At 65.2% G+C, this 16,976-nt stretch carries 13 protein-coding genes; 7 read left to right on the plus strand and 6 right to left on the minus strand.

Annotation, left to right across the window (positions count from 1 at the left end; translation table 11 throughout):
• The first annotated feature begins 150 nt into the window (after window positions 1–150).
• Both M1P90_RS32205 and M1P90_RS32210 read left to right on the plus strand, forming a co-directional pair.
• A complete protein-coding gene (locus tag M1P90_RS32205; protein ID WP_483699909.1) occupies window positions 151–1,335 on the plus strand; it encodes a radical SAM protein in 1,185 nt (394 codons plus the stop codon).
• On the plus strand, window positions 1,335–3,068 hold the full coding sequence (locus tag M1P90_RS32210; RefSeq protein WP_483699911.1) for an MptA/MptB family glycosyltransferase: 1,734 nt from the start codon (window positions 1,335–1,337) through the stop codon (window positions 3,066–3,068). Before M1P90_RS32205 ends, M1P90_RS32210 begins: the two co-directional genes overlap by 1 nt.
• 69 nt (window positions 3,069–3,137) lie before the next feature.
• On the opposite strand, the gene M1P90_RS32215 is transcribed toward M1P90_RS32210, so the two are convergent.
• Both M1P90_RS32215 and M1P90_RS32220 read right to left on the minus strand, forming a co-directional pair.
• Window positions 3,138–4,088, minus strand: a complete 951-nt coding sequence (locus M1P90_RS32215; RefSeq protein WP_483699912.1) for a GNAT family N-acetyltransferase — start codon at window positions 4,086–4,088, stop codon at window positions 3,138–3,140.
• A gap of 276 nt (window positions 4,089–4,364) precedes the next feature.
• Entirely contained in the window at window positions 4,365–7,733 is a 3,369-nt protein-coding gene (locus M1P90_RS32220) for a S8 family serine peptidase (RefSeq protein ID WP_483699913.1), read from the minus strand.
• A gap of 337 nt (window positions 7,734–8,070) precedes the next feature.
• Between M1P90_RS32220 and M1P90_RS32225 the strand changes: the two genes are divergently transcribed.
• Window positions 8,071–9,084 (plus strand): NAD(P)/FAD-dependent oxidoreductase, encoded by a 1,014-nt coding sequence (locus tag M1P90_RS32225; RefSeq protein WP_483699915.1) that lies wholly within the window; start codon window positions 8,071–8,073, stop codon window positions 9,082–9,084.
• Window positions 9,085–9,173: 89 nt separating this feature from the next.
• On the opposite strand, the gene M1P90_RS32230 is transcribed toward M1P90_RS32225, so the two are convergent.
• A complete protein-coding gene (locus M1P90_RS32230; RefSeq protein WP_483699917.1) occupies window positions 9,174–10,268 on the minus strand; it encodes a DUF1786 domain-containing protein in 1,095 nt (364 codons plus the stop codon).
• Window positions 10,269–10,415: 147 nt separating this feature from the next.
• Between M1P90_RS32230 and M1P90_RS32235 the strand changes: the two genes are divergently transcribed.
• Complete coding sequence (locus M1P90_RS32235; protein WP_483699918.1) at window positions 10,416–10,925, plus strand: hypothetical protein; 510 nt, start codon at window positions 10,416–10,418, stop codon at window positions 10,923–10,925.
• A gap of 290 nt (window positions 10,926–11,215) precedes the next feature.
• Entirely contained in the window at window positions 11,216–12,385 is a 1,170-nt protein-coding gene (locus tag M1P90_RS32240) for an acyl-CoA dehydrogenase family protein (RefSeq protein ID WP_483699919.1), read from the plus strand.
• 172 nt (window positions 12,386–12,557) lie between these two features.
• Here the strand turns inward: M1P90_RS32240 and M1P90_RS32245 are convergent, their stop codons facing one another.
• The 3 genes from M1P90_RS32245 to lepB form a co-directional block, all read right to left on the minus strand.
• On the minus strand, window positions 12,558–12,773 hold the full coding sequence (locus M1P90_RS32245) for a heavy-metal-associated domain-containing protein (protein ID WP_483699920.1): 216 nt from the start codon (window positions 12,771–12,773) through the stop codon (window positions 12,558–12,560).
• Window positions 12,774–12,785: 12 nt separating this feature from the next.
• On the minus strand, window positions 12,786–13,928 hold the full coding sequence (locus tag M1P90_RS32250; protein WP_483699922.1) for a glycosyltransferase family 4 protein: 1,143 nt from the start codon (window positions 13,926–13,928) through the stop codon (window positions 12,786–12,788).
• Window positions 13,929–13,989: 61 nt separating this feature from the next.
• Entirely contained in the window at window positions 13,990–14,733 is a 744-nt protein-coding gene (gene lepB / locus M1P90_RS32255) for a signal peptidase I (RefSeq protein WP_483699923.1), read from the minus strand.
• Between the two features lie 192 nt (window positions 14,734–14,925).
• Here lepB and M1P90_RS32260 point away from each other — a divergent pair, with 192 nt between their 5' ends.
• Together M1P90_RS32260 and rlmB are read left to right on the plus strand one after the other, a co-directional pair.
• Window positions 14,926–15,915 (plus strand): radical SAM protein, encoded by a 990-nt coding sequence (locus tag M1P90_RS32260; RefSeq protein ID WP_483699924.1) that lies wholly within the window; start codon window positions 14,926–14,928, stop codon window positions 15,913–15,915.
• Between the two features lie 236 nt (window positions 15,916–16,151).
• The gene (rlmB, locus tag M1P90_RS32265) at window positions 16,152–16,895 is read left to right on the plus strand and encodes a 23S rRNA (guanosine(2251)-2'-O)-methyltransferase RlmB (protein ID WP_483699926.1); all 744 of its coding nucleotides are present in this window, start codon (window positions 16,152–16,154) and stop codon (window positions 16,893–16,895) included.
• Window positions 16,896–16,976: the final 81 nt, after the last annotated feature.

Consider the following 16,976-nt stretch of genomic DNA (forward strand, 5'->3'; position numbering starts at 1 on the left):
ATTGTTTTGGCTATCGGAAAAGGCACTCGCAGCAGCACGCGCGATGTGCCTTTTCTGCATTTGAGCGCGTGGAGTGAAACGCCTGTGCGAACCGGCGGCGGGGTGTTATAATGCCGCAGGCGATTCGTTTGGCGACGGCTTGCGAGCGGCATGGACCTCGATCAGAAACTCGAAATACTTTCCCCGGCGGCGCGCTTTGATGCCTGTGACACATTCAGCCAGGGCGGGCGGCGCTATGCCCCCAAAAAGCCGGTTTGGAACGATAGTGGCGTTACGTCCGACAACGGCCCGGATGGCAAGGCGCGGCCGGTTTTCCGCTTGCTGATGAGCAGCAAGTGCGAATGGAACTGCGCGTACTGCCCTTTGCGCTCGGGCAACGACATGCCGCGCGCGTCGATGTCGCCCGAGGAGCTGGCGCAGGTGTTTCTGCCGCGCGCCGAGCGGGGCGCGGTGCAGGGCTTGTTTCTCTCGACCGGGGTGGAGCGCGACGCGCACGCCGCGACCAGCAGAATGCTCGATGGCGTGGAGCTGCTGCGTACGCGCCACGCGTATGCTGGCTATGTGCATGTTAAGCTGCTGCCCGGCGCGTCGATCTCGGAGGTGGAGCGGGCTGCGCGCCTGGCCGACCGGGTGAGCCTGAACCTCGAAGCGCCTTCGCAGGCGCGCTTGCAGCGCATTTCGCCCGAGCGGCGCTGGGACGACGACCTGATTACGCGGCTGGTGTGGGCGCGCGACTGGCAGCGCGCCGGGATGATCAAGAGCGGGCTGGCGACGCAGTTTGTGGTGGGCGCGTCGGGCGAGAGCGACCGCGAGCTGCTGCTGACGACAAGCTGGCTGTACCGCGAGCTGGATATGCGGCGCGTGTATTTCGGCGCGTTTCGGCCGGCGGCAGGCACGCCGCTGGAAGGCGAGCTGCCCACGCCGTTTGTGCGCGAGCAGCGCCTGAAAGAAGCCGACTGGCTGCTGCGGAACTATGGCTTCAACACTGCCGAGCTGCCCTACGACCCGGCCGGCGACCTGCCGCTGCATATCGACCCGAAGCTGGCGTGGGCGCTGGAACATCCCGAGCAATTCCCGGTTGAGCTGAACACGGCCGACCAGGAAATGCTGCTGCGCGTGCCGGGCCTCGGGCCGATCAGCATCAAGCGCATTCTGCGGCTGCGCAAGCTGAACCGCTTCCGCGAGCCCGAGCAGCTCAAGGGCCTGGGCGGCGCGGCCTCGCGCGCGCAGGATTTTGTGACGCTGAATGGGCGCTATTTTGGGCGCGACCCCCTGACGCGCGCACGCCACTATGCGCGGCGCGCACCGATTGCTGAACAGCTGACGCTCTGGTGATGCAGAACAAACCTCGTACCACGGCCCGTACTGCGGCTACGCACCTTTCGTTGCGCGGCTCGCCGGCGGCTGCACTCTGGCTGGCCGGTCTGGCGATGGTGGCGTGCTACCTGGGCGCGCTTCTGCGCTTCCCGCTGCTGGCGATCTACGCCGAGCCAATTCAAAACCTCGCCAAGCTGACGAACTCGAACGGCTGGATCGGTCTTTCGCTGGCGGTGGGCGTGCTGGCGCTGTTTCTGGCCTATGGCGCGGGCGCGCTGGCGCTGGCCGAAAGCGGGCATGAACAGCGCAGGCGCAGCGTGCTGATTGCGCTGCTCGGCTTCCCGCTCGTATGTATCGCCCTGCTGCTGTTTGTCTACCCCACCACCTCGCTCGATCTGTACGACTACCTGTTTCGCGGGCGTATGGCGGTGCGCTATGGCGCGAACCCGTTTGTGCAGGTGCCGAGCGACTTCAAGAGCGACCCGCTGTTCTGGTTTACGGCGTGGCGGCGCGCAGTGACGGCGTATGGGCCGGTGTGGGAGGTGTTCAGCCGCGCCACGGCATGGCTGGCGGGCGAGCGCCCCGGCGCGCCGGGCCTGAACCTGGCCCCCGAGGTTGCCGGCGAAATTATTGTGATCGGCGCGCGCGACGCCGAACTGTGGCGGCTGGTGATCGCGTTCAAGCTGCTGGGCGTGCTGGGCTTTGTGTTTTGCGGCGCGGCGATCTGGCTGGTGCTGCGGCGCACCGCACCGGGCTACCGCTGGCTGGGCCTGTTTCTGTGGCTGTGGAACCCGCTGGCGCTGTGGGAATCGGTGGCGGCGGGGCATAACGACGCATGGATGGCGGGCCTGATTGTGCTGGCGGTGGGCGTGCTGCTGCCGCGCGCGGCCAGCGCAGATTCGCCGGCACAGCCGAGACGGCATTTCTTGCTACCCTGGCTGATCTCGTTTCTGGTGCTGACGCTGGGCGGGCTGGTGAAGTACCTGGCGTTGCTGGTGGGGCCATTGCTGCTGAGCGCGGCGCTGCGCCGCCAGCCGAATGCGCGCGCCCGGCTGCGGCTGGTTGCGGTGGGTGGGCTGGCCTGCGCGGCGCTGGTGGCAGTGGCCTACTCGTTCTTCTGGGTTGGGCCGGCCACGCTGCGCAACTTCAGCGACCGCGGGACTCTGTTCACCAGTTCGTGGCTGGCGGTGCTGCAAGCACCCCTGAAGCTGCCCGGCGTGCCGGCGGCGCTGGGCGCGCCCAACCTGCTCGCGCTGGTTGTGCCGACGGATGTGGTGCAGCCACTGACGGTTGGCCTGGGGCTGGGCTTGCTGGTGGCGGGCGTGCTGTGGGCGGCGTGGCGGGCCTGGGAAGCGCCCGACGAGCTGGCGCGCCACGCGCTGTGGCTGCTGCTGTGGTTCTTGTTCCTGTGCAACACCTGGTTCCAGCCCTGGTACATTCTGTGGGGGCTGGCACTGCTGGCGATTCAGCCGTGGCGTTTTGCGGCGGCGCGCGTGGTGGCGGTGTTTTGCGCAACGGCAATGCTGAGCTACCTGGCGGGCGTGTTTCTGCTGCCGGTGCTGGGCTGGCCGGGCGATAGCGCCGAGTGGAATGCGCTGGCTTCGCTGCTGATCTACTTGCCGCCGCTGTTGACGCTGCTGTGGGGGCGGCGCTTGCGGCTGGCGCAGCAGTTTGGGCGGCTGCGGGCGGTGGCGCTGCGCACCCGTCAGTCGAGCGAGGACGGGATTCAGGAGTCGGGAGCTGGGAGCTAGTAAGTTTTGGCTTTCTGAAGCCTTTGTGTGGCGCGGCTGGGCATTATGCTTGGCCGTGCTGTTTTGTGTTTAAGAAGAAAGCGTAAGGACCAGCCGCACTTCGGCGCGCTCGCGGCGAAAGCCCAGCCGCAAATTGAGCGCGAGCAGCGTGGGGCTGGCGGTGTGCGTTACCAAAGAAATGTAGCCGCGCTGGCGGGCGAAATCGAGGGCGCGCAGCTTGAGCGCAGTGGCAATGCCGCGCCGCCGCAGGGCCGGGCGCACCGCCGTGCCAACCGTTTGGAGCTGCTGCGGCGCGCTGGTGGTGTGCGCCAGCCCGCTGTATCCCACATATACCCCGCCCTGCCGGGCAATGAAAAAGCCCTCGGCAATGATTGCAGATTGATAGAAGCGGCGGGCATATTCTTCGAAGCTGGGCGGGATGGCTGGGCCGGGATCGGCGTTAGGCCAGTCGTCGAGCGCGGCGGTGTGGAGATCGTAGAGCTTGCGCAGGGCATTGGGGTCGTGGGCGCGCTCGTAGGCGAGGGTGCTGATGGTGATGCCCTGGCTGGCAAGCTGCGCTTCGATTGCGCGCCAATGCTCGGGCGTGGGCGTGGCGAGGTCGAGGCGCATGCGATACATCCGCTGCGTTTCGACAAAGCCGCTGCGCCACAGGAAGGTTTGCGCTTCGAGATTTTCTTCGTCGGTGCGCGCCTGGACTGAGCTTGCGCCGCGCAGGGCCAGGTCGTCGAGCATTTGGCGCAGCAGGCGCCCGCCCAGGCCCTGCCGCCGCCACGCGGGGTGCACCATCAGTTCCAGGCGGTACTGCTCCTTCCGCACGCGCCAGAACGAGCCATAGCCGCGCACCTCGGGCGGGTCGCCGGCCAGCGCGACATAGCGCACCGTGCGGCCCCTATCGTCGGCGCGGGCGTCGGCAGATTGCCAGCTGGCGGCAAGCGCGGCGCGCTCAGGTTCGAGCGCATTGGCGAGCGCCACCGCAGGAACGTAGTCGCCTGCCTGGATCGGCCGAATGATCGTCGGCATGGTGCGCCTTCCTTTTGCTGCGACCAGGGACGAAGGATCGCATTGAACTCGGTCGTTTGCTATTCGCCTTCGATCATAGCCAGCAACGGATTTCCAAAAATAGATTGTATATGAGTTGAGCCACAGAGCCCACAGAGAACACGGAGTACAAGACCAATTTCGGCGTTTTGGATTCAATTGATCTGAAATTCGCTGTAGGGCAGTGAAAGGTCTTGTTGCGCATCGCAATCCCCAATCCCTAACCCCCAACCCCTAACCCCTGCGCGTTCACGCGCACTAGGGAGCGCTTACTGTCAGTGGCTGCGTGGCAATGTTGGTGCCGTCGAAGCTGTTGGCGCGCAGCTCGGTGCTGAGCCGGTAGCTGCCGGGTGTGTCGCCGCGCAGCACGAAGGTGATGGTGTGCGGGCTGCGCTGCGCGGTAGCTGGCGTGATGCTGAGAATGGTGCCGGCTACGGGGAGCGTGCCAGTGCCGCGCGCGCCGTCGCCCTCGACTGTGTCGACATAATAATTTGCGCCAATTGTGCCGTCGGCATTTTCTGCGCCCACGGTTAGGCGGTCTTCGGCAGCGGTGTTCGGCCCATATGCTATGTGAATGCGCTCGCCGCCGAGTTCGATCCAGACTTGAAAGCTATGGTGTGAAACAGCCGGGTCGCGGCCGAAGCGCGGCACATCCTTCCACTCGGCCACAAACCATGTTGTCGAGCCATTCGTGGATGTGACGTTGGCGGCCGACCATGCGCCACCGCCCGGATCGCTTGCCAATGTGCCGCGCATGTCGAGGTCGGTCCAGTAGGGCGCGACGACATTGTTGGGCGTGGTGGTGCTGGGAAATTCCTCATTATCGGGTGCGACAACCACCCTGTCGCCCAGGATCAGGTAGCCGTTGCTGACCATTGTAACACTTGTGTAGTTTGCGCCGTTGAAGGAAAACTGCGCAGTTTTATAGGTGAGCGCCACTTCGTCGCAGACGTTGCCGCACGGGCTGGGCTTGACGCCAAGCGTTGCGAGCGGCACAAAGCCAAACGGCAGCCCAGCCGGGTCGGGCGCAATCGTGAAGGAAGCCGGGCGGTAGGCGGGCAATGTGCCGGTGTAGCGAATCTGGCGCGTGCCAGGATCATAGCTCGCGCCGCTGAGGGTGCCGGGGCGGAGCGTGAGGCCGGCAGGCACCGTGCTTTGCAGCTGGATATTCGCGTTCGCAGTGCTGTTGTTGGTGGCGGAGATGGTGCAGCTTGTGTCGCTCCCCGCCGCGAAGGCTGTGGGCGCGCACTGCTGAGCCAGCACGACATTCGGCGCGGCGCGCACCCAGCTGACGGGTAGGTGCAGCGAGCGCGCGCCACTGCGAAGCAGCACGCTGCCGTGGTACGCGCCGGGCGGCTGGCTGACTGCATCGACAGTGACGGTGAAGGTAGCAGTGCCGCGTGCCGCAAGCGCAAGCGTGGCTGGCTCAACGCGAATGCGCGCGCCGGGCGGCGCGCTGCTGCTGAGCGACCACAGGGCCGGCTGATCGATCACGCTGCGCACGGTGCGGGCCACGCTCTGGCGGCCGGGCATGATCGGCAGCGAGATGCTGGGGTAATTCACCGCATAGAGATGCGCGGCCAGGCTAGTGAAGGCGCTGGCGGGCGCGTCGATGGTCAGGCCCGGGTCGCCAGCATTGCGCAGATCGAGTCGGCCCGCGCCAGTGTCGTAGGGCGTTGCGAGCGTGCGACCATCTTCTTTCAGCACGCCAGTGCGCGCGGTGGTCATCAGCGCCGACTTGATTTGGCCGGGCGTCCAGTCGGGGTGCAGCGCCCGGAGCAGCGCGCCCGCGCCGGCAACGTGCGGCGCGGCCATGGAGGTGCCAGCAATTGCCTGAAAGAACTGGCCGGGCGGCCCTGCGCCGGGGGTGTTCGGCTGGGGCGTTTGGCCGGCGAGGATCTGCACGCCGGGCGCGGCAATATCGGGCTTGCTGATGCCGAGTTGCTCGGTGGGCAGCGGGCCGCGCGAACTGAATGCCGCGATCTGGTCGGCGCTTTGCGAGTCGAGCACCGCCTTGCCGCCACTGATGTCGGCGGTGACGGGCTGAGATGTGTGCGCGGCAAGGAAAGCGAGCAGCTGATTGGCGGCGGGCGTGTCGATATGCACGGCGGGCAGCCAGTGGTTGTCGCTCACGACGTCGGCAGGCTCGGGGTTATAGAGGATCATGCCGACGCCGCCGCTGATGCGGACATTGCTGCCTTTTTCCACACGCGGATTCACGCCGCGCTGGCACAGCACGATCGCGCCACGCGCTGCGGCCGGGAGCGGGCCATCGCAGAGTGGCACGCCCAGAGCGGCTGCATACACCAGCGGGCGGTTCAGGATGCCACCCGTGATCGACGCGCCGCTGAGCGTGAGCGTTTGCCCGCCCGCACGCACCGTCAGCTTGCCAACGAAACGCTCGTCGGTGGTGCTGGCGGCCACGGTCATCACCCACGGGGCGTTGGCCGGGCTGTCGAGTGTGCTGGCGGCCGGGCCATTGTTGCCAGCCGAGGCGGCCACAAACACGCCCGCGCGATAGGCATCGAGAAAGGCCAGCGAATCGGGCGATTGATAAGGGTCGGTGAGAAACGTGCTGCCAATCGAGTAGTTGATGATATCGACGCCATCGGCCACGGCCTGATCGATTGCGCTGACCAGGTCGGATGTCAGGCCGCCGCTGTTGCCCAGCGCTTTGTAGGCGGCAATCGAGGCGCGCGGCGCAATTCCCGAAACCACCCCGCGCTGCTGCCCGAGCACCGTGGCGACCACCCCGGCATTTCCGGCGGCGGTGCTGGCGGTATGCGTGCCGTGGCCCTCATTATCACGCGCCGAATCGAACTCGGTAGGGTTGAGGCCAAAAAAGAATTTGTAAAGATCCAGGTGTTCGCGCGCGCCAATGAGCTTGTGGTTGCACGAAATGCGCGCCGACGCATCGCCGGGCGGTTGGCAGGTGCCATGCCAGCGCGCTGGCGGCGGCGGGTAGCTGCCGTCGTCGGCGAAGGAGGGATGCTCGGGCCAGATGCCGGTGTCGATCACGCCCACGATCACGCCTTGGCCGCCGTCGCCCAGCTGCGGGTTGGCGGCCAGCGCGCGCCAGATCACATCCGCGCCAATGAACTGCGGGCTGCGGTCGGTGTCGGCCTGGTGCAGGGTGTCGGGCTGCACCCAGCGCGCGCCCGGCAGCGCGGCAAGCTGCGCAATTGCCCCGGCTGGAATGATCATTGCCACGCCGCCCAGCACCACGCGATAGCGCGCGGCCAGCCGCGCCTGGGGAATGGCGGCCTGCGCGCGCGCCACAAAGTCGTTCTGCTGCCGTTCGAGGTAGGCTAGATAGTTGCGGCTGGCCGCGCTGGTGGCATCGAGCCGGCGCGCGCCGGTTTGCGCGGGCGCAGTGGCGGCCAGCCCGGCGATGCTGCCGCTATACGCGGCCAGCGGCGCGTCGTCGAGCTTGACGATCACGCTGATCAGGCCGCGCGCCTGCGGTTTCACGGGCGTGCGCGCGTCCCAGCCCGCTTCGCGGCGCGCAATAATGGTGGCGGGCTGGGCGCGCAGGCCGGCCTGCGCCTGAGCGACGCTGAGTGGCAGCGCGCCGAAAAGAAACACCAGCAGCCAGAAGATCACACGCTGGCGGTGATGCTGTACCATAGCTGTGTTCCTCTCGTTAGGTGGCGATGTGCAAAATGCAAAGAGGAGGGTTTCATACTACGAGGAATGCGTGCCAGTGTCAACTGCGAAATGTGCCAGCAGCGCGGCACGGGCGGAACGGAACGTGGCACGCCCAGCCTGCCATACTACCTGCCTTCGGCGGGGCATATCGAGCAACAGGAAGCGTTTGCGCGCGCTCGCTCCGCCTTCCGGTACGTTGAGCATTGGCCGAACCTATTCCTCTGGAACTGTTACGCTCTGTCATGTTACTGTGTGTTTGCCGGCACTATGGCCTGGCACATACGCGAGGCGCAGTTAGCGCCAGAGGAGTGGTGGCATGAGCGGTCTAGCTTCCGAACCAGACAACAGCTACGATATTGCGATCATCGGCGCGGGGCCAAGCGGCCTGTTCGGCGCGTTTTATGCCGGTATGCGCGGCATGAAAACCCTGGTGCTCGACGCGCTGCCCCAGGTCGGCGGCCAGGTCGCGGCGCTCTACCCCGAAAAATACATCTACGACGTGCCGGGTTTCCCTAAAATTTTGGGCCGCGACCTGGTGGGCCAGCTGGTCGAGCAGGCGCGCCGCTTCGAGCCGCATGTGCGCCTGGGCGAGCAGGTGCTCGACCTGCGGGTGCTGGGCGAGCGCAAAATTATTCTCAAAACCAACAAGGGCTTTTACCGCACGCGCTCGGTGCTGATCAGCGCGGGCGTTGGCGCGTTTGCGCCCAACCGCCTGCCAAACGTGGATGCCGAGCGCTTCGAGGAGCACGGCGTGTACTATTTCGTGAAGGCCAAGCGCGCCTTTCAGCAGCAGAACGTGCTGATTGTGGGCGGCGGAGATAGCGCGGTTGACTGGGCGCTGAACCTGAAGGACGAAGCGCGCCATGTGACGCTCATCCACCGGCGCGACCAGTTCCGCGCGCACGAGCAGAGCGTGGCAGAATTGCGCGACTCAACCGTCGATATTCGTACCTTCCACGAGCTGAAAGAGCTGCACGGTAATGGCCACCTCACCGCCGCGACGATCTTCGACAACCGCACCAAGGCCGAGCAAACGCTGCCGATCGATAGCGTGCTGGTGTTTCTTGGCTTCAAGGCCAACAGCGGCCCGATCAAAAACTGGGGCCTGGAGATGGAAGGCAAAGGCCGCGCAATCAAGGTCGGCCCGCATTTCGAAACCAATTTGCCCGGCGTGTTCGCGGCGGGCGATATTGCCGGCGCGCCAGCCAAGCTCGACCTGATTGCGGTGAACTTCGGGCAGGCCGCGATTGCGGTGAACAGCGCCAAAGCGTATGTCGACCCGACGGCGAGCCTGTTCCCCGGCCACAGCTCCGAGGCGAACGGGCATTAACGTTTGTGTATCTGCGCGGAAGTCTTTCGGTTCTGCGGTTTTGTGGTTCTGCGGTTCTATAACCAGGGAACCGCAGAACCAGTCAGGCATTACCCCGCCAGCGCCGCCGTAATCGCGTCGGCCGAGGCAGGCACGTTGGCCGCGTAGGCGCGCAGCAGCCCATAGCAGCCGGCCAGCATCATGTCGCCGTGCGGCACCGCGAAGTATGGCCCGAGCGCCGAGCCGCGTAGCGCCGCGCGCCGCGGCCCGGTAACGGCCAGAAACGGCTGCGCCTCGGGCGTTGCACGCAGTACCAGCGCGCCATGGCCCATGCTCTCGAACACTTCGCGGTTGGTGATTGCGCCGCTGCCCAGGCGCGTAAGCAGCGTTTCGAGCTGGCCGGGCTTGAGCTCGCCGGTGTGGTGCTCGAAGCAGCCGGCAATCGCGCCATCGACGAGATGAAACGCCAGGCAGTGGAAGTTGCCGACATTCGCCACCAGCAGGTCGGGCTGCTCGGCTACGCGTGGGTCGTCGAGCGCGCCCAGCACCGCCGCTGGCGCAGTATCCATCAGCACCGCGCTCAGTCCCGCCGGGATAGAATCGGCCACGGCGCGCAGGCGCGTCATGGATGTGGGCACGTTGGCGCGCGGGAAGCCCAGCGCCAGCAGGCCGCGCCCGGTCGAAAAGCGCTCGGCCAGGTAATCGAAGCGGAACACGCGGTCGCTGATGTCGGGCGGCGCGTTGCCGTGGTCGAACACCGCCACGGCGATGCCGTCGTAGTCGGGCGCGACGCCAAACGCCGCCAGCGCGGTGTTGATCGCGTTCAGGTCGAGGTCGGCCATGCGAATGCGGCGCACTTCGCTGCCCAGCGCGGCCAGCTCGTCATCCGAGAGCAGCTGCACGCCCATGTCGCGCGCAACCCACTCGAGGTCGTCGTTGAAGGTCGCGGCCGCGCCAGCAGTGGCATACACCGGCAGACCGGCGCGCAGGTGGTCTTCCACCGCCCAGTGGCACGGCCCGCCGCCCATAATCACGCCATCGAGCGCGATTGGCGCGCGCTCGGCGGTGGCGGCGCGCACGGCCTGCGCAACAATCTGCGTTGGCGCGGGCATCACCAGTTGCGCGCCATTTTCCACCGGGCCGTCGCTGTCGAACAAGAGAATATCCTGCGTGCCGGTGCCAATATCAATCGTCAGAATGCGCATGGTTCCCCCTGTGCTGGCGGCGAGCAAGCTGTATTATACCCATTTTGGCCGCGCCGGGAACGTCCCCTGCTGCCCAGGCGTCATAGGTGTGGGCGCGCTGTGCGCCGTGAGAACGCCAAAGTTTTGGGAAAAATAAGGATCGCCGCTATGCATATGCTTCGTTATTTTCTGGCCGCCGTGGCGGTGCTGATGCTGGGCGCATGTGGGGGCACGCTAGGCACCAACGCGCCGCAGCCCGCCAGCACGAGTGTTCCTGCGCCAAGTACGCCGGGCGCAACCGCCGCCCCGGCACCTGCACCCACGGCCGGGGCTGGCGCGCCGCTGGTGGTCTACCACAAATCTGGCGGCATCATCGGTCTTGATGATACCCTCACAGTCAACGCCGATGGCACCTTCACGCTGAAAGATCGTACAGGCGCGCAAAGCAGCGGGCAGGCCACCGCCGATCAGCTCCGCAAGCTGAACGACCTGCTGAACAGCATGGATTTCGCGGTGGTGCCACAAAGCATGCCGGGCGCGGTTGCCGATGCCTTTATCTATGAGATTCAGGCGCCAGCGCAGAACAAAACTGTCACCGCGATGGACGGCGTCGAGTTCCCGCAGGTTGTGCACGACATCATCGACGTGCTGGAGGCCATGCGCTCGCAGGTGCAGTAGGCGAACGGCGAACGACGATTGTGTTGCCAAAGCAACCTTGCAAGGCCGCGCCAAAGCTATGTCAAAAGGCCAAAATTCATCTACAGATGACGCAGATTACACAGATTTGAGATCAATAATCTGCGCAATCTGCGTCATCTGTGGATGGATCTCGTTTCCCTTCCAACGTTGATATAGCCTAATGCCGCAGTGCGTCACGTTGACGGCGGGCGCGTTGCGCTGCTATAATCGGGTACCCACAGCGAATACCTGCCGGCGCCCGCGCTGGCTGCCACGAAAGGAACCCGACAATGGAGTACGAGCTTCCCGAAGACATCCAGATGCTGCGCCAGGCGGTGCGCGAGTTTGCCAACAAAGAAATCGCCCCGATCGCCCGCGCGATCGACGAAGAAGAGCGCGTGCCCTTCGAGGTGCTGCGCAAGGCTGGCGACCTGGGCCTGCTGGGCGTGCCCTTCCCCGAGCAGTATGGCGGCGCCGACTCGGGCGTGATCGGCTACTGCGTGCTGATGGAAGAGATCCAGCGCAAGTGCGCCTCCACCGCGACGATTATTGGCGCGCACGCCCAGCTCTGCGCCATGTCGATCTACCTGAGCGGCACCGACGCCCAGAAAGACCGCTACCTGCGCCAGCTCTGCGAGGGCAAGAAACTCGGCGCGTGGGCGCTCACCGAGCCAAACGCCGGCTCGGACGCCGCGCACATTCGCACCACCGCCACCCGCGACGGCGACAGCTGGGTGCTGAACGGCTCGAAGATGTGGATCACCAATGGCTCGTTTGCGGATGTGCTGGTGGTGTTTGCCGCCAACGACCGCGGCCTGGGCGCGCGCGGCGGTGTGACGGCATTTATTGTCGAAAAAGACTTCCCCGGCTTCAAAGTCGGCAAGGTCGAGCCGAAGATGGGCCTGCGCGCCTCGCACACCGCCTCGCTCTTCTTCGAAGATTGCCGTGTGCCGCAGGAAAATGTGCTCGGGCAGGTGGGCGCGGGCTTTGCCACCGCCATGCAAACGCTCGACATCGGGCGCTGCGGGCTGGGCGCTTCCAGCCTGGGCGCAGCCAAAGAAGCCTACGAGCTGTCGGTGAAGTACGCGATCGAGCGCCAGCAGTTTGGCCGCGCCATCGCGGATTTCCAGGCGATTCAGTTCAAGCTGGCCGACATGGCGGTGAAAATTTACGCGATGGAGCAGATGGTCTACGACTGCGCGAAGAAGGTCGATCGCGGCGAAAACGCCACGCTTGAGTCGAGCATGGTCAAGCTGTTTTGCACCGAGGCGGCCTCGCAGATTATTGACGAGGCGATCCAGATCCACGGCGGCATGGGCTTCTCGCGCGAGCTGCCGCTGGAGCGCATGTACCGCGATGCGCGCGTGACGCGCATTTTCGAAGGCACCAACGAGATCCAGCGCCATGTGATCGCGAGCGAGCTGCTGAAGCGCGCCGGGCATAAGATCAAGCTGTACTGATTGCGATTCTTCACCACCAAGACACCAAGACACCAAGATGCTATTGTTTTATAAAAGCCTTGGTGCCTTGGTGTCTTGGTGGTAAACGTTCCTATTCTATGCTCCTGTAAAAAAAGGACGAACGGCATTGCGCGCGTTCGTCCTTTGTCGTTGGTCTTTGGTCGTTCGCGCACTACGTCAGCACAGCAATTTCTTCGTAGCCAGCCTCGTTGATCGCGTGCATAATCGCCGCCAGGTCGGTGCGGCGGTCGTGCGCGACGCGCACGGTTTTGCCCGCCAGATCGACAGTGACGAGCTGCACGCCGGGCAGGGCGTTCACCGCCTCGCTGATGGCGCGCACGCAGTGATTGCACGAAATTTCGGGAACCAGGAGCTGTTCAGTTTCCATGGCTTGTTTCCTTTACTTGGCGCTTGGCATCACGGCGTCGCGGTAGGCGCCCAGCGTGCGCTCGGCGGTTTCGCGCCACGAAAAGCGCTGAGCCTGGCGCAATCCGCGCTCGCGCAGTTCGGCGCGCAAATCCTGGTCGTTCAGCAGCCGCAGCAGCGCCGCGCCAAGCGCGTCGGGGTCGTACGGATCGACCGTCAGGCCGGCGTCGCCCACCACTTCGGGCAGGCTGCTGGTGTTGGACGTGACCACTGGCGTGCCACAGGCCATTGCCTCCAGCGGCGGCATGCCAAAGCCCTCGTAGAACGAAGGGAACGCGAACACGGTGGCGGCCGCGTACCAGAGCGCCTGGTCGGCCGCGTCGATATAGCCGACAAAGCGCACGCGCTCGCCCAGATTCATCGCCTCGACCTTGGCGAAAATATCGTCGTACAGCCAGCCCTTGCCGCCGCCAATCAGCAGCGGCGCGTCGGTGTCGGCGGCGATGCGGGCATAGGCTTCGATCAGCGTGGGCAGGTTTTTGCGCGGCTCGAGCGTGCCAAGAAAGAGAATAAAGCGCTCGGGCAGACCGGCGCGCAGCCGGAAGGCCGCCAGCCGCGCCGCGTCGGGCGGGGTGAAGCGCGGGTCGCAGGCGTCGTGCGTCACCACGATCTTCTCGGGCGCGATGCCGAGCAGGCGCACAATTTCCTGCTTGGTCGCTTCCGACACCGCCAGAATGCGCGATGCGCGCCGCGCCGAGACGCGCGTGGCCCACGACAGGTAGGTGCGATTGACGCGGCGAAAGGTTTGCGGAAAGCTCAGAAATGCCAGATCGTGAATGGTAATGACGCTTGGCACCGGGCACAGCGTTGGCGCAACATTCAGCACGCCGTGGAACACATCTGCGCCGCTGGCGCGCAGCATCAGCGGGGCGTAGAACTGTTCCCAGGGGATGCGCACGCGCGGGTTGATGGTCGGCAGGCGGCTGGGTTTGACATGAAAATTCGGTGGCAGGTTCAGATCCGTGCTGCCGAGGCCGCGCGTCGTGTAAATGCTGTAGCGGTTGCTGTGGTCGATCTGGCCGAGGTGCGTCAGGAGCGCTTCGACATAGTTCGATACGCCGGCCCGCCGAAAGCTGCGGGTGTGGGCCAGCAGGTGCGCATTGATGGCAATATGCATAGGTGGCTGGTGCTGTGATGGGGCGCAAGCGCCCCGATGCTTGCTTCGTGCGAAAGGAGCCTTATGGCTGGGCGGCGTAGGTGGCTGATGGGATCACACCCCAGTAGTCGCGCGGCCAGTACGACACCCAGGCCTTGCCAATGATGCCATCGAGCGGCAGCGCGCCCCACTCGCGTGAGTCGCTGCTGTTGTTGCGGTTGTCGCCCATCACAAACACGGTGCCGGCCGGCACTGTCACTGCCTGCCCGAAGTTGCACGGGTCGTCGCCGCGGCAGATCGTCGGCACGCCTTCCAGGTATGGCTCGTCGAGCAGCTGGTCGTTCACAAACACCTGCCCATCCTTAATCGTCACTCGGTCGCCGGGCAGGCCAATCACGCGCTTGATATAATCTTTGCTCATGTCGCGCGGGTATTCGAACACCAGAATTTCGCCACGGCGCGGCATATGGAAGGGGTAGACGATCTTGGCCGGCATGTCGGCATTGCCGGGCAGAAGCCGCAGCGGGGCGTTCAGGTCGAAGTGGAAGTAGACAATTTTATTCACCAGAATATACTGGCCGGTGTGGAGATTCGGCTCCATGCTCTGGCCTTCGATCTTGAAATTCTGAATCACGCCGCGCACAATCAGGAACACCAGCAGAATGAAAATTGCCGTTTCCAGCAGCTCGCGCAGCACGCCGCGCAGGCTTGAGGTGTTGCGTGGGGCGGGTTCGTCGGCGGCGCGTTCCCAGCCGGTGGGTGGGGTGTTGGCGGGCGGGGTGGGCTGCTCGAAGTTCGAGCCGCGCTCCATGGGAGTATTATCCATTCGCGTTCTTATCTCATTCTTAGCGCGCCATCGGCACAGGGCAGCGATTGCGGGCGCCAGATTGTAAACAGTTAGCAGATGAGATCGGCGGCAGAAATGCGAGAATTGCCACCCTTTAGCGCCGATCGCTTGATACGGCAGCCAGAAATGCATTATACTCCATAGCACAGGAGAATGCCAGCAGGAGCGACCATGCGTCTTACCGAACTTGTTGAGCAGAGCGGGCCAGAACGCTTTCGCTGCGGGGTATGCCAGTGGCGCTGCGAGCTTGGCCCGGGTGAGGCCGGGCAGTGCCAGGTGCGCGTGGGCACGCCCGAAGGCATTGACGTGCTGAATGACGGCATGATCAGCGCGGCGAATTTTGCGCCGGTTGAAGAGTTCCGCCTGTGGCACTTCTTCCCCGGCACGCAGGTGCTGGCAGTGGGTGGCTGGGGCTATGCCTTCCCGGCCGACCAGCAGCGCGGCCAGTATGGAGCGCTGCCCGACGACGAAAGCAAGCGCCGCCAGCTTGCGCCCGAGCGCGCCGCCAATGTTGCGCTTGAGCGGCTGGCGCGCGGCGTGGTGTGGAGCTTCAGCGACCCTTCAGTCTCGCTCGAATATGTTACCGACCTGCTGAAATCGAGCCGCGCCACGAGCCGCTACACCGCGCTGGTCACATCCGGCTACGCCACGCTCGAAGCGCTCCATCAGTTCGGCCCCTACCTCGACGGCATGAGCCTGGAGCTGCGCGCCTTCGACCATGGCGCGTACCGGCGGCTGGCTGGCGTCGAGCAGTGGCGCGGCATTCTCGACCTGGCGGTGCAGGCCAAAGAGCAGTGGAACTGCCACCTCGAAATCACCACGCGCCTGCACCCCAATGTCAACGACGCGCCCGAGCAGATCCAGACCATGGGCGCGTGGGTGCGCGACGCGCTTGGCCCTTTCACGCCCTGGCACCTGCTGCCCGGCGATGCTGGCGCGGCTGCATCGGCGTCGGTGGCGCGCGCGCGCCGGCTCGCGCACGAGCTTGGGCTGCACTATGTGTATGGCGCGGAACCCGGCCAGCACACGCGCTGCCCAAATTGCACCGCCGTGCTGATCGAGCGCGAAAAATCGCAGGGCCGTATCGTTGGGTTGAATGATGGCGTCTGCGCTGCGTGCGGCGCAGACCCGCACCTGCACCTCTCGATCTTCCGGCGCTGATCCCCGCATTCTGCTCCTTCTGGCCGAGAACAACGATTGAGCCACAGAGCGCACAGAGAACACTGAGGAAGACAATCAGAGCCTGCTGAAGCCCGGTGAGTTTGCGGCTTAATATGTCAGTGGCTTGCCATACGATGGCTCGTGGCGGGCCGTGCCTGGCGCGACCCCAGGCCACGCAGATGCGGCCAGCGGGCATGGTATACTACGCCGGATATTCGACAGTTCAAGGTAGAAGCATGACAGAGATCCTGTACGGGCGCAATGCGGTGCGCGAGGCACTGCGCGCCCGGCGGCGCACCTTCCAGCGCCTGATGGTTTCCGCCGGCGCCCAAGAAGCCGGCACCCTGGGCGAGGTGGTAAAGCTCGCCGAAAAGATCGGTGTGCCGGTGGCGCGCGTCGATCGCCACGAGCTCGATCGGCGGCTGCGCGAAGCCAACCACCAGGGCGTGGCGCTTGAGTGCGGCCCATACCCCTATGCCGAGCTGGATGATTGCATGGCGCTGGCCGCCGAGCGCAACGAGCCGGCGCTCATCCTGCTGCTCGACCATTTGCAAGACCCGCAGAATGTCGGCACGCTCATCCGCACCGCCGAGATCGTGGGCGCGCATGGCGTCGTGCTGCCCGGCCGCCGCGCCGCCGAGCTCACGCCCGCTGTGGTCAACGCTTCTTCGGGCGCGACTGAGCACCTGCGCGTGGTGGTGGTGAGCAACCTGGCGCAGGCGATTGGCGAGCTGCAAAAAGCCGGCGTGTGGGTGGTTGGCGTGGAAGACGACGAGCGCGCCCAGGAGTTCGACCAGGCCGACCTCGATATGCCGCTTGGGCTGGTGATTGGCGCCGAAGGCCCGGGCCTTGCGCGCCTGACCCGCGAGCGCTGCGACTTCCTGATCAAGTTGCCGATGCGCGGCCAGATCGCCTCATTCAACGCGGCGGTAGCCGGCTCGATTGTGCTGTATCATGCCTGGCGTGCCCGGGCGCGCTGATGCCGTTCTTGCCCTTTGTAAAGCGGCTTTTGCCCAGAGGAATACCGAATGGGAACCACGCTTGATCGCGCAACCGAGCTG

It is taken from the genome of Kouleothrix sp. 19917, from assembly GCF_057073505.1.

Coding starts and splice junctions, on each gene's coding strand:
- rlmB (WP_483699926.1), top strand. CDS start 16,152: ATGACAGAGATCCTGTACGGGCGCAATGCGGTGCGCGAGGCACTGCGC.
- lepB (WP_483699923.1), bottom strand. CDS start 14,733: ATGGATAATACTCCCATGGAGCGCGGCTCGAACTTCGAGCAGCCCACC.
- M1P90_RS32220 (WP_483699913.1), bottom strand. CDS start 7,733: ATGGTACAGCATCACCGCCAGCGTGTGATCTTCTGGCTGCTGGTGTTT.
- M1P90_RS32215 (WP_483699912.1), bottom strand. CDS start 4,088: ATGCCGACGATCATTCGGCCGATCCAGGCAGGCGACTACGTTCCTGCG.
- M1P90_RS32245 (WP_483699920.1), bottom strand. CDS start 12,773: ATGGAAACTGAACAGCTCCTGGTTCCCGAAATTTCGTGCAATCACTGC.
- M1P90_RS32260 (WP_483699924.1), top strand. CDS start 14,926: ATGCGTCTTACCGAACTTGTTGAGCAGAGCGGGCCAGAACGCTTTCGC.
- M1P90_RS32230 (WP_483699917.1), bottom strand. CDS start 10,268: ATGCGCATTCTGACGATTGATATTGGCACCGGCACGCAGGATATTCTC.
- M1P90_RS32235 (WP_483699918.1), top strand. CDS start 10,416: ATGCATATGCTTCGTTATTTTCTGGCCGCCGTGGCGGTGCTGATGCTG.
- M1P90_RS32205 (WP_483699909.1), top strand. CDS start 151: ATGGACCTCGATCAGAAACTCGAAATACTTTCCCCGGCGGCGCGCTTT.
- M1P90_RS32240 (WP_483699919.1), top strand. CDS start 11,216: ATGGAGTACGAGCTTCCCGAAGACATCCAGATGCTGCGCCAGGCGGTG.
- M1P90_RS32250 (WP_483699922.1), bottom strand. CDS start 13,928: ATGCATATTGCCATCAATGCGCACCTGCTGGCCCACACCCGCAGCTTT.
- M1P90_RS32225 (WP_483699915.1), top strand. CDS start 8,071: ATGAGCGGTCTAGCTTCCGAACCAGACAACAGCTACGATATTGCGATC.
- M1P90_RS32210 (WP_483699911.1), top strand. CDS start 1,335: ATGCAGAACAAACCTCGTACCACGGCCCGTACTGCGGCTACGCACCTT.